At 63.4% G+C, this 11,094-nt stretch carries 9 protein-coding genes and 2 pseudogenes; 6 read left to right on the top strand and 5 right to left on the bottom strand.

Annotated features, from left to right (window positions below; all coding sequences use genetic code 11):
• Nucleotides 1–7 precede the first annotated feature (7 nt).
• From mprF to HC022_RS00300, 3 genes are read right to left on the bottom strand one after another with little or no spacing between them, the layout of a single operon-like run.
• Complete coding sequence (mprF, locus tag HC022_RS00310; protein WP_167450907.1) at nucleotides 8–2,596, bottom strand: bifunctional lysylphosphatidylglycerol flippase/synthetase MprF; 2,589 nt, start codon at nucleotides 2,594–2,596, stop codon at nucleotides 8–10.
• Nucleotides 2,583–3,299, bottom strand: coding sequence for a DUF1003 domain-containing protein (locus tag HC022_RS00305; protein ID WP_242661695.1), 717 nt, complete (start codon nucleotides 3,297–3,299; stop codon nucleotides 2,583–2,585). Before HC022_RS00305 ends, mprF begins: the two co-directional genes overlap by 14 nt.
• Nucleotides 3,292–3,870, bottom strand: coding sequence for an HdeD family acid-resistance protein (locus HC022_RS00300; protein WP_008888190.1), 579 nt, complete (start codon nucleotides 3,868–3,870; stop codon nucleotides 3,292–3,294). Before HC022_RS00300 ends, HC022_RS00305 begins: the two co-directional genes overlap by 8 nt.
• A gap of 165 nt (nucleotides 3,871–4,035) precedes the next feature.
• On the opposite strand from HC022_RS00300, the gene HC022_RS00295 reads away from it, so the two are divergent.
• The 6 genes and pseudogenes from HC022_RS00295 to HC022_RS00270 all read left to right on the top strand — a co-directional run bounded on the left by HC022_RS00295 (nucleotide 4,036) and on the right by HC022_RS00270 (nucleotide 8,626).
• Complete coding sequence (locus tag HC022_RS00295) at nucleotides 4,036–4,713, top strand: response regulator transcription factor (RefSeq protein WP_008888264.1); 678 nt, start codon at nucleotides 4,036–4,038, stop codon at nucleotides 4,711–4,713.
• On the top strand, nucleotides 4,700–6,073 hold the full coding sequence (locus tag HC022_RS00290) for a HAMP domain-containing sensor histidine kinase (protein ID WP_167450906.1): 1,374 nt from the start codon (nucleotides 4,700–4,702) through the stop codon (nucleotides 6,071–6,073). The genes HC022_RS00295 and HC022_RS00290 overlap by 14 nt, the downstream gene beginning before the upstream one ends.
• Nucleotides 6,034–6,327: pseudogene (locus HC022_RS00285) on the top strand (isocitrate/isopropylmalate family dehydrogenase); the annotation flags it as partial. The gene HC022_RS00290 and the pseudogene HC022_RS00285, both read left to right, overlap by 40 nt.
• Nucleotides 6,318–6,421: pseudogene (locus tag HC022_RS00280) on the top strand (IS5/IS1182 family transposase); the annotation flags it as partial. The pseudogenes HC022_RS00285 and HC022_RS00280, both read left to right, overlap by 10 nt.
• A gap of 238 nt (nucleotides 6,422–6,659) precedes the next feature.
• Nucleotides 6,660–7,235 (top strand): TRAP transporter small permease subunit, encoded by a 576-nt coding sequence (locus HC022_RS00275; RefSeq protein ID WP_167450905.1) that lies wholly within the window; start codon nucleotides 6,660–6,662, stop codon nucleotides 7,233–7,235.
• Entirely contained in the window at nucleotides 7,235–8,626 is a 1,392-nt protein-coding gene (locus HC022_RS00270; RefSeq protein ID WP_008888238.1) for a TRAP transporter large permease subunit, read from the top strand. The genes HC022_RS00275 and HC022_RS00270 overlap by 1 nt, the downstream gene beginning before the upstream one ends.
• Nucleotides 8,627–8,712: 86 nt before the next feature.
• On the opposite strand, the gene HC022_RS00265 is transcribed toward HC022_RS00270, so the two are convergent.
• Complete coding sequence (locus tag HC022_RS00265; RefSeq protein WP_008888207.1) at nucleotides 8,713–9,801, bottom strand: TRAP transporter substrate-binding protein; 1,089 nt, start codon at nucleotides 9,799–9,801, stop codon at nucleotides 8,713–8,715.
• 642 nt (nucleotides 9,802–10,443) lie between these two features.
• The gene (locus HC022_RS00260) at nucleotides 10,444–11,094 is read right to left on the bottom strand and encodes an aldehyde dehydrogenase family protein (RefSeq protein ID WP_303049029.1); all 651 of its coding nucleotides are present in this window, start codon (nucleotides 11,092–11,094) and stop codon (nucleotides 10,444–10,446) included.

Below are 11,094 nucleotides of genomic sequence, written 5' to 3'. Positions count from 1 at the left end.
GGCCTCCCTATTTCATCAGTCCGCGGAGGCCGCCGGAGACGAGCACGTTGACCTCGTAGAGGATTCGTGGCGCGGCAAGTCCACCCGGACAGGCGAGGTAATTGGGCGTCCAGACCGGATCGAACTTCTCCTTGAAGGCCCGCAGCCCCTCGAAGCGGTAGAAATGCCCGCCGTTTTCGTAGAGGACCCCGCCGATCCGGTTCCAAAGCGGCGCAAGCTCGCGGTTCTCGACGCCTGAGAAGGGCGCGGCCCCCAGTGACATCCAGTGAAAGCCCTCTGCCGCGCCCCAGAGCATCATCTCGGCAAAGAGCGCATCCATAGCGAAATGCGGGGCGTCTGGCAGATACCGCATGAGGTCGAGCGACAGCTCGTGCCGGTTGGCGCCTTGGAAGAGGTTGGCGAAGGCGACGATCTTGCCGTCGGGATTGCGCAGGACAGCCACGTCGAAGTTGCGCATGTAGTCTTCGGTGAAGGCGCCGAGCGAGAAACCCTTCTCCTCCCCCTGCTTCTGGGCGAGCCAGGCGTCCGAGATCTGCTTGAGGTTCGGCAGGATCGCCTGCGCGTCAGCCTGCGGCACGACTTCGAACACGAACCCGTCCCGCGCGGCGCGATTGCGCGCCTGCCGCAGGTCCTTGCGCTTGGAGCCGTCGAGCGTGAAGCCACGCAGATCGACGCGCGCGACCTCTCCGATCTTGAGGAGCGACAGACCGAGGTCGAGGTAAGTCGGCAGATAAGCGGGCGAGACGGAGTAGAACGCCACCCGCTTGCCCTCACGGTAGGCCTTTTCGCGGAGCGCCCAGATCAGGGCCGTCCCGGCCTTCGCGTCGCCGACAGGGTCCCCTTGGGAGATCAGCGATTTGCCCGTGTCCGCATAGGCGACGAAGGCGCTTTCGTCCTCCGACAGCAGGAATTGCTTGTCGCCGGTCAGGGCGATGTTGGCCTCGGTATCCTCGCTTTCGGCCACCAGCCGCCGCACGGCATCGGGAATGCCGTTGTTCCCCCGAACCGTTGCGCGGTGACTGATAAGCGAATTGACCAGCACCGCCGCGAGGACGATGGCCACGACGAGACTGGCACGCAGAAAGCGCGGCGCATCGCCGTTCCAGCTGAACTGCCACCAGAGACTGTTGCGGTAGTCCACATGATCGTAGGCGAAAAGCCCGACCCAGAGGACTGCGGCGGCGAGCACAAGAACGCTGAGGAGCCATCTCCTGTCCAGCCGGAAAAGCGAGACGTCTTCGGCGCGGTAGAAGGCCGGGCGCAGCAGCCCCAGCACCGCGAAAGCGGCGATCATCGACAGGGCTTCGATCCAGTCGAGCCCCTTGGCCAGCGATACCGCGAACCCCACGGCGATGAGGACCATCGCAAAGAGCCAGGCGCGGTAGAGCTTGCGGTAAAGTCCGGCGGCGATGACAATCAGCAGGACACCGGCGAGGCTTCCCGCGAGGTGCGATACCTCCACCACGCCAAGCGGGAGAACGTCGCGCAAAACCTCCAGCCGCGAGCCCTCGGCGGGCAGGTTGCCGGACACAAGAAGCACGGCACCTGCGAACACGGCCAAGGCCGACGCGAGGACCGGCACAACAGGTTTGATCGAGCGCCACAGTACGCCAGACGTTGACGTGAGCCGCCCGCGACTGGCCATCGCCGCGGTGATCGCGAGCCCGCTGCCGGCGATGGCAAAGGGCAGGACGGTGTAGACGAGCCGGTACAGCAGCAGCGATGCCAGAACGTCCGACCGGCCAGAGGCCCCGAGACCCGCGATGATGGTCGCCTCGAAGACGCCCAAGCCCCCGGGCGAATGGCTGAGGATGCCAAGCCCCACGGCGGCGAAGAACACCGCCGCGAAAAAGGGCAGGTTTGGCACGATGTCAGCCGGCAAGAGGACGTAAAGCGTCAGCGCCGCACCCGAGACATCGAGAAGCCCGGCAAGCGTCAGGCCGCAGGCCTGTAGCGGCCCCGGGAGTTCGATGCTGTACCCGCCGGTTTTCAGCCGCCGCTGGCCCGTAGCAAGCCACAGGAGATAGCCGCACAGAGCGACGAGCAGGGCAACCCCGAGCGACGTCTCGATGGCGGGCGCGATGTTGACGACCGAACTCAATCCCGCGGGATGAAGTGTCAGCAAGGCGCCGAACGCCAGGATCAGAGCGGATACGAACCCAGACCACGAGATCGCCAGGATCGCGCCGATCGTCACAAGGTCGAGACCGAAGGCGGAGTAGACCCTGTACCGGACAGCCGTGCCCGTAATGTACGACACCCCGAGCAAGCCGGTTATCGCATAGCCCGCTGCCCCGGTGACCGATGGCACCAGAGCGGGCATCCTGCCCGGCGCGACGGCCCGCATGGCGAGAAGATCGTAGAACGCTATGCCGATAAAGCTCAGAACGGTGCAGCCAAGTGCAGCCAGAAGAACCGTCGGTTTGGTAGCCGCGAGATCGGCCTTCACGTCGGTCCACCGCACATGGCTCGCAAGTTTGTGCAGCACGACCACGGCAATGACGCCGATGACGATCGGGATTGCGATCTTTAGCGCGGGATGCTCTGTCACGCGAAGCGCGCGCGAGACCAGTGTCCGGGGCTCATGCTCTGCCATTGATGCCCTCCTCGAGCAAGTCGATCTGGATCTGCTGCATCTCTGCAAGTCTCTCCCATTGATGCGCCAGCTGGTGGTCGATCTTCTCGTGAAGCAGGCGGATTTCCAGCTCCGATTTCAGATTGACCCGATAATCATTCTCGGCCCGTACCCTGTCCTTCGCATCCTTTCGGCGCTGGCTCATCATGATGATCGGCGCCTGAAATGCCGCCACGCAGGACAAAAGCAGGTTCAGAAGGATGAACGGGTAAGGATCGAAGGGTCTGGGTCCGAGGAGCAGCGCGTTGGAGGTCATCCACACAATGAGCAGGACGAGGAAGCCCAGAATGAAGCCCCAGCTTCCGCCGAACTCCGACACCTTGTCGGCAAGCCTTTCTCCGGCGGTCACGCGCTCGGAAATTTCCTCTTCAGGGTTGCGCGAGATCGGCTGACCCGCTTCGAGGCTTGCGATGACCTGCCGGTCCAGATCGCCAAGCTCTCCGCGCTCGCCTTCGAGCAGGCGCTCGACATAGACCCGCCGGAACCGGGCCAGATCGGTCTTGCAGATGTGCTTGCCATCGGCCCAGCCCGGCGCCTCCTTTGCGATCATGTCCGACACGCTTGGACGCACGCTTATCCAAGGGCGCAAGGCCGTTGCGGGAAACGTCCGCCCGCAGACGTGGCAGGCGGACTGAGACCCGGCGTCGTCGATCGTGTCAGTCATGTCCGCCCAGACCCTTCGCCGGACTTGCCAGCATGACAAGCGACAGACCTGTCGACAGGAAGTTCAGGCCCATCATCAGGCCAAGCGTCCAGCCTGCGGTCCATGGCCAGCCGAACAGGATGACGACGCCCGCAACGAAAGAACACAGCCCGCTGAAGACCAGCCATCCCCAGTTTGCGACCTGATCGCTGCTGCGCAACCCGAAGAGGATCGACAGGATGCCTTCCATCAGGAAGGACAGCATCATCAAGACGGTGAGCACGGCGATACCCGCGCGGGTGAACAGGACGAAGGCGGCACCGACGAGGAACAGAAGTCCGAATGTCACAAAGCCGTAGCGCCACTCGGGCGTGGGCCGTATGGCCCAGGAAAACCACAGACCGACTGCGCCCCAGATCGTCAGCATCCAGGCGACGAGGAGCTCGACCCCGATGGTGGCGACGTGGGGTAACAGAATGGCGAGGGATCCGATGACGGCCAGCGTGATGCCGACCAATCTCAGATTGCCGGCGCCGAACGGTGCACGCGCCGACCGCCCCGACGCTTTCGGATTTGTCAGATACGTCTGCATTGCAATCGCTCCCAAAGCTTCGGCCGGTCTGACCGGCCTCGGCCCATCGATAAGACCGCGCGCTCTCCCGAAAATCGCGCGAATCTTACATCGGCGCAAAGAACCCTCTTTCGCTGGAAACGGAGCCTCGATTCTCGTTACATGCCCGCAAGGAGACCATGACCGATGAAAATCCTGCTTGCGGAAGATGACGCCAAGATTGCCGACTATATCGTCGCCGGCCTTTCCGAAAACGGGCATTCGGTCGAGCACGTTTCCGATGGGCGGGATGCCCTGAGCTATTGCCTGTACAACGACTGTGACCTCGCGATCCTCGACCGCATGCTGCCGGGCATGGATGGGCTGTCGGTGCTCAAGGCTTTGCGCGCATCGCAGAAGACCCTGCCCGTTCTATTTCTGACCGCACTGGGGCAGGTCGATGACAGGGTGGAGGGTCTGGCGGCTGGCGGGGATGACTATCTGACCAAGCCGTTCCATTTCTCCGAACTCGTAGCCAGGATCGACGCGATCGTCCGCCGCAAGTCGGAGAAAAAGGTCGAGCCGGTGCTGACGGTGCACGACCTGACGCTTGACCTGCTGTCGCGCACCGCCACACGGCAAGGCAATGTCATCGAGTTGCACGCCAAGGAGTTCAGCATCCTCGAAATCCTGATGCGCAACGCGGGCCGGGTCGTGACCCGCACGCTGCTTCTCGAGCGGGTCTGGAACTTCAACTTTGAGCCCAACACCACCGTCGTCGAAACCCATATGAGTCGCCTCAGGGCCAAGGTCGACAGGCCCTTCGATACGCCCCTGATCCACACCATCCGCAACACCGGGTATTCGATGCATGGACCGCGGTGACGTCCTTTCGGGCGCCGCGTTCACGGCGGTTCTGCGCTCAGCCATGGCCTTCGTGGTGGTGCTGGTGCTGGTGGGCTGGGCGGCGCTGGCCTACGTCGAGCGCAGCCTGACCGCAGAGCTGAGCGACGATGTGCAGCAACGCTGGAACATCATCGCCACCGATCACGAAAACGAAGGGTCCGACCATGTGGTGGAGACCATCTCCAAGGTGGCGCGGCTGTCGTCGAACGGGCACCATGTTGCGGCGCTGTTCGCGCCGTCGGGCGCGCTCGTCGCCGGCAACCTCAAGACCCGGCCCGTGGGCAGCGGCCTGCAGGTCGGGCCCATGGATCACGCCACACCTTCGCTCGACGGAATGGCAGCGGATTACGTCTATTACGCGGGCCCGCTGGGCGGGAATGTGCTTGTCGTCGGGCAGCGGCTGGACCTGCTTTACCAGACGAAAATCCTGATTTTCCGCTCCCTTACTCTGAGCGGCTTCTTCATCGTCCTGACCATGCTGTCGGTGGGTTATTACCTGAGCAACCAGAGCCTGCGGCGGCTGCGGGACATTGAAAGCGCCCTGTCACGGACCAGCGATGGCGACATGGCTGTGCGCATCCCCTACCATGGCGGCACCACGCAGATCGACCGGATCGCGCTGCAACTGAACCACCATCTCGACCGGCTTTCGCGCATGGTCGCCACCACTCGCAACACCGCCGCCGCCGCCGCGCACGATCTGAAATCGCCCCTGGGCCGGGCCTATCTTTCGCTGGGCAAGGCCATGGAAAAGGTGGAGGCTGGCGAAGACCCGGGCCTTGAGCTTGCCGATACGCAGGACGAGTTAGAGGCCATGCGGGTGATCTTCGATTCCTATCTGCAACTGTCCCGCATCGAGGCGGGGGGCGACGGGCTTCTGACTGCGGACGTGGATCTGGCGGCGCTTGCGGGCGACCTTGCCGAGACCTTCGCCCTGATCGCTGAGGACGCAGGTCAGAGCCTGACGTTCACGGTGGAGGCAGGGCAGGACTACGGCATCCGGGGCGATGCCCAGATGTTGCAACAAATGGTGGTCAACCTGCTGCAGAACGCCGTGACACACGGCCCTGAGGGCAACCGCATCACGGCGGGACTTGGCCGGTCGGACGGGCGCGTGCTGTTTACGGTGGCGGACTGCGGCCCGGGCATTCCGCAGGCTTCCATGCAGCGCGTCTTCGAGCCGTTCCACCGCCTCGACCCCAGCCGTTCGAAGCCCGGCAGCGGGTTGGGGCTGGCGCTGGTGCGCGCGATTGCCGAAAGGCACAACGGGGCTGTGACCCTGCAGAACGCCAAGCCGGGGCTGATCGTGGAGGTAAGCCTGCCTGCGCTGGCGCCCTAGGTTTTGCCGCCTCGGCCAATATCAACCCGGACCGGTCGGCCCCTTCGACGTTCGAACCGGTGCATGGGTCGGCTCCGGATATCGCGGGCCGGAACATCGCCAACCCGATCCCCGCCATCTGGTTCGGCGCACAGATGCTCGAGCACCTTGGCGAGGCCCAGGCCTCAGCCGCCGTGCTGAGCGCCATCGAGCCGGCCACCGGGCAGGGCATCGGCATCCGTCGGCTGCGGGGCACGGCGCGAATAAAGCCGTGATGATCGATGCCACGTACCTGAAGGCTCACCGAAGGGCGTCCAGCTTGGGCGTGAAAACGCGGGGCGCGGTCGACTGAATGGACGAACCAAAGGGTTTGAGGGATTAAGAAACGGTCCGGGGGACCGTGCCGCCCGAAAACGGAACACGAAGCTGCACGCCAAGATGCTCGCAAGCGAACGGCAATAGTGGCCCTCCGGCACCCCAGGAGTCGCGCATTTTTCATCCAGAGAGACAATGATTGACGCTCCACCGCTTGGACTTCCGCTTCGGGGCAGGCATAGAACGCTGTATCGCCGGGCGGTTTTCCCGGCCCTCAGGAGGAGGACGCAGCGTGAAGTTCGTCGGGCGGATTGCCGCCATCATTTGCTTGATCAACACCGTGGTCGGGACGGTCATGTCCTGGCTGGCGGTCGGTATCGTGATCGTCTGTTTTACCGTTGTGGTACAGCGTTATGTCTTTGCCGTCAGCCACGTCTGGCTTCAGGATCTCTACATCTGGCTCAACGGCGCGATGTTCACCGCAGTGGCAGGCTTTGCCCTCCTGCGCGACAATCACGTGCGCGTCGACATCTTCTACCGCCCAGCTTCTGCGCAGAAAAAAGCGCTGATCGACCTGCTGGGCGTGGTCATTTTCCTGTTCCCCGCCATGTGGGTGGTCTGGGCCTACGCGTGGCCTTTCGTGCTGCGTTCATGGAGCTACGGTGAAGGCTCTGCCAATGTCGGCGGCATGCCTGGACTTTATGTGCTGAAGACCTTCATCCTCGTCTTCGCCGCGCTGGTTGCGCTGCAGGGTCTGGCCATGCTCCTGCGCTCGATCCTCGTGCTCGCGGGCCGCGACGAGCTTGTCCCGGATCGCATCCGTTATGGCCGCAAAGAAGATCCCACTCATCCCACGGAGGCCGTCTGATGGACCCCGTCCTCATCGGAGAACTTCTCTCCGGCCTCATGTTCGTAGGCATCATCGGCTTTCTGCTGTTGGGCTTCCCGGTGGCCTTCACCCTCGCGGGGACGTCCCTGATCTTCGGCGCCGTTGGCATGTACTTCGGGGTCTTCGATCCCTCCAACTTCGGCTCGCTGGCGAACCGCTACATCGGTTACATGACCAACGAGGTGCTGGTGGCGGTGCCTCTCTTCGTGTTCATGGGGGTGATGCTCGAACGATCACAGATCGCCGAGCAGCTCCTCATGACCATGGGCAAACTCTTCGGCAACATGCGCGGTGGCCTTGCGATTTCCGTGGTGATCGTGGGCGCAATGCTGGCGGCCTCGACCGGCGTGGTCGGGGCCACGGTGGTGACCATGGGTCTGATCTCGCTACCGGCCATGATGCGCGCCGGCTACAAACCGACGCTGGCCACGGGCGTGATCTGTGCCTCGGGGACGCTGGGCCAGATCATCCCGCCGTCGACCGTCCTGATCTTCATGGGTGACATGCTTTCGGGGATCAATGCCCAGGTGCAGATGGCCAAGGGCAACTTCGCCCCCAGCCCAGTCTCGGTCGGCGACCTTTTCGCGGGGGCCATGCTGCCGGGCGTGCTTCTTGTGCTTCTCTACATCGGATATGTGATCTTCAAGGCGATCGTCGATCCCGAGAGTTGCCCCGCAACCCCCGTTCCGCCTGAGGAAAAGGCCGAGCTGAAGCGCGAGATCGTCACCGCACTGCTGCCCCCCTTGTTGCTGATCCTGGCGGTGCTGGGCTCGATCCTCGGGGGCATCGCGACGCCGACCGAGGCAGCCTCGGTGGGCGCCGTGGGGGCCACACTTCTGGCCGCATTCCGCTGGAAGCTGACTTGGAGGATCGTGCACGAGACGGCAATCCAGACCGCCACCATCACGAGCATGGTCTTCATCATTCTCTTCGGTGCTGCGGTCTTCTCGGTCGTGTTCCGGATGATGGGGGGCGACAACCTCGTGCACGAGTTCCTGACCGGTCTGCCGGGGGGCCCGCTGATGGCGGTCGCCGCAGTCATGGCGATCATGTTCGTGCTGGGCTTCATTCTCGACACCTTCGAGATCATCTTCATCGTGATCCCGATCACGGCGCCGGTCCTGCTGGCCATGGACATCAGCCCGGTCTGGCTTGGCGTCATGGTCGGGGTAAACCTGCAGACCTCGTTCCTGACGCCCCCCTTCGGCTTCGCGCTGTTCTACCTGCGCGGCGTGGCGCCCGACAGCGTGCCGACCTCAGCCATCTACAAGGGCATCCTGCCCTTCGTGCTGCTGCAAATCCTGGCTATCGCCATGCTCTTCGCCTTCCCGGGCGTGGTCACCTGGCTCCCCGGCCTCATCGGAGGCTGAGCGCGCCGGGACACACGTGCCGCAGGTGAAAAACGAAAGGGCCCGGACGATGTCCGGGCCCTTCTGTTTCGTTGAAGGGATATCCTTCAAAGCGTGAAGTAGCGGGCCCGCGCCTGGATGAAGCTCAGGTCGTTGCCCTCGGTGCGAGTGCGCATCATGTTCAGCGATTCGATGAAGTGCTCGGTGACCTTGCGGGTCATCTCGTCGCCGCTGTCGCGCAACTCGGCGATGATCTCCATCGCGGCCCCGGCCCCGGCTTCGAGAATCTCCTCGGGGAACTGACGAACCTGAACGCCGTGATCTTCGACAAGAGTCTTCAGCGCGCGCGGATCGTTTGCCACGAAATCGGAGGAGACGCTGTCATACTCCGCCTGGCAGACATCGCGAACGATGGCCTGAAGATCGTCGGGCAGTTCCTGGAACTTGGCCTTGTCGACCACGAGCTCGGTCGCGAGACCCGGCTCCACGAAGGACGGGAAATAGTAGTTCTTCGCCACCTGATGGAAGCCGAGCGCCAGGTCGTTGTAGGGGCCGACGAATTCGGCCGCGTCCAGCGCACCCGACTGCAGCGCCTGGAAAATCTCCCCCGCGGCCATGTTCGTTACCGTCGCACCCAGTTTCTCCCAGACACGACCGCCCAGACCGGGCGTGCGGAAGCGCACGCCTTTGAGGCTGTCGAGACCGGTCAATTCCTCACGGAACCAGCCCCCCGCCTGGGTGCCGGTATTGCCAGACAGGAAGGCCTGTACCCCGAACTGGTCATAGACCTCATCCCAAAGCTCCTGCCCGCCGAGGTGACGCACCCAGGCAGCGAGTTCACCGGCAGTCATCCCGTAAGGCACACCGGTGAAGTAGTTCAGGGCGGTGGACTTGTTTTGCCAATAGTAGGCGGCGCCATGGCTCATTTCGGCGGTGCCGTCGATCACCGCATCCAGAGACTGCAGAGGCGGCACCATCTCGCCGGCAGAGTAGACCTGAACGGTGAGGCGGCCACCAGATGCGGCGGTGATCCGGTCTGCCATGCGCTGTGCACCGACACCCAGGCCAGGAAAGTTCTTTGGCCATGTTGTGACCATACGCCAGGTGATACGGTCCTGCGCGACAGCTGGGCTGGCCAGCGCTGCTGCGCCGGCGCCCGCCAGGGCACCACGGCGAATGAAAGAACGACGATCCATGTTTCCTCCCGAAAATTTGATGGGTCTTTTCCACGGGTTCCAGACGTATCCGGACCGCTTCGGACGACATCAATACAGCAGGAGAGGCGACAGTCCAGTGCGGACGGCATGTAGCTCATCTCGTTAGAAAGATGCACATCTCCTCAAGAGGGAAGGGTCGCGATGACAATGGTTTCTTACCGGGCCTGCCAAAATTTTGCGGCTAGCAAACTGGGTCTGGGTTCTTCAGTGGCGCCAACGAGTTTGTCAATTCGGGCTGGCTCCGGCTGACCAACTCCCCCGCCGCGAGAGCGCCATCGACAGAAAGGCCGCGCACTCAGACAGAGCACGGCCCCACTCAGTCCACCTCCGGCGCAGTTGGAGCAACGCGTCGACGGTCAGCCCTGACTGGCGCCAGCGTGAAGACGTGTTTCCAGAGCCGCGGTTCGATGCCTGGGCGACCGCCCTGCTCTGGCTTGGATTCGCACAAGCGCCAATGTGATGCTGCCAAGTGGAAATTCCAATTGCGGGCGCTCCGACTTCAGCCCCGGAGCGGATAGATAGCGACATGCTCCCCAGTGGGAGAGCGTTTTTCAGAGCAATCCTGCGAGAGAACCTCGTGTCTCTCCGCCGCTGAAAACTAATCCAGCTCCGCCCGCGCTTCTATTCCTTTGCATTGCCCGGCAAAAGGTGACGGGCGATGGTCTTGACCTCGTTTAGATGCGCCTTCACCGCGGCCAGAGCGGCCTCCGGATCGCTATTGGTGATCGCGTTGCAGATCGCCTGCATGTGTTCCGGCCCCTGCCTGTCACGATCATCGCTGGTCAGGGTGAGGACGCGCAGCCGCGAGATTCGGCCGTTCAGCCGCTGGACGATCTCCCACGCGATGTTGTGACGTGCGCCTTCGAAAATCAGCGCGTAGAACCGGGTGGCTGCCTTGAAGAGCGTGCCCGGAGCCTGATCGTGGCCCGCCCTCTGCAAATCAGCCAGAGCCTCCTTCACCCGGGTTTTACCGGTGACGCTGGGCCTGCGCACAACGGGCGAGACGGTGAGCGCGCCACCGATGACCTCGGGACGGCCGGTCAGCACGTCAAACACACCCGCGGGGATGTCGACACGCTCGTCCAGGACGCAGAGCGCCAGCGCCGAACATGGCGTGGAATCAGACGGTTCGATCGCCATGGCGCCGCCCGCCGCGAGACCTGTCACGGAAGCCGCGGGATAAGAGCGTCCGGGGACAAGGATGCCTTGGTCAGCCGCCGAATTGTGCAACAGAGCCGCCCGGACCCTGCGATGAACTGCGGCGCGCTGCAT

The organism is Salipiger sp. HF18, from assembly GCF_011806505.1.
Classification (GTDB): domain Bacteria; phylum Pseudomonadota; class Alphaproteobacteria; order Rhodobacterales; family Rhodobacteraceae; genus Salipiger; species Salipiger thiooxidans.
The sequence above is the reverse complement of the archived record's forward strand: the minus strand, read 5'-3'. Positions and strand labels throughout refer to the sequence as shown.

Coding starts and splice junctions, on each gene's coding strand:
- mprF (WP_167450907.1), bottom strand. CDS start 2,596: ATGGCAGAGCATGAGCCCCGGACACTGGTCTCGCGCGCGCTTCGCGTG.
- HC022_RS00305 (WP_242661695.1), bottom strand. CDS start 3,299: ATGACTGACACGATCGACGACGCCGGGTCTCAGTCCGCCTGCCACGTC.
- HC022_RS00300 (WP_008888190.1), bottom strand. CDS start 3,870: ATGCAGACGTATCTGACAAATCCGAAAGCGTCGGGGCGGTCGGCGCGT.
- HC022_RS00295 (WP_008888264.1), top strand. CDS start 4,036: ATGAAAATCCTGCTTGCGGAAGATGACGCCAAGATTGCCGACTATATC.
- HC022_RS00290 (WP_167450906.1), top strand. CDS start 4,700: ATGGACCGCGGTGACGTCCTTTCGGGCGCCGCGTTCACGGCGGTTCTG.
- HC022_RS00270 (WP_008888238.1), top strand. CDS start 7,235: ATGGACCCCGTCCTCATCGGAGAACTTCTCTCCGGCCTCATGTTCGTA.
- HC022_RS00265 (WP_008888207.1), bottom strand. CDS start 9,801: ATGGATCGTCGTTCTTTCATTCGCCGTGGTGCCCTGGCGGGCGCCGGC.
- HC022_RS00260 (WP_303049029.1), bottom strand. CDS start 11,094: ATGCAGCGCGCCGCAGTTCATCGCAGGGTCCGGGCGGCTCTGTTGCAC.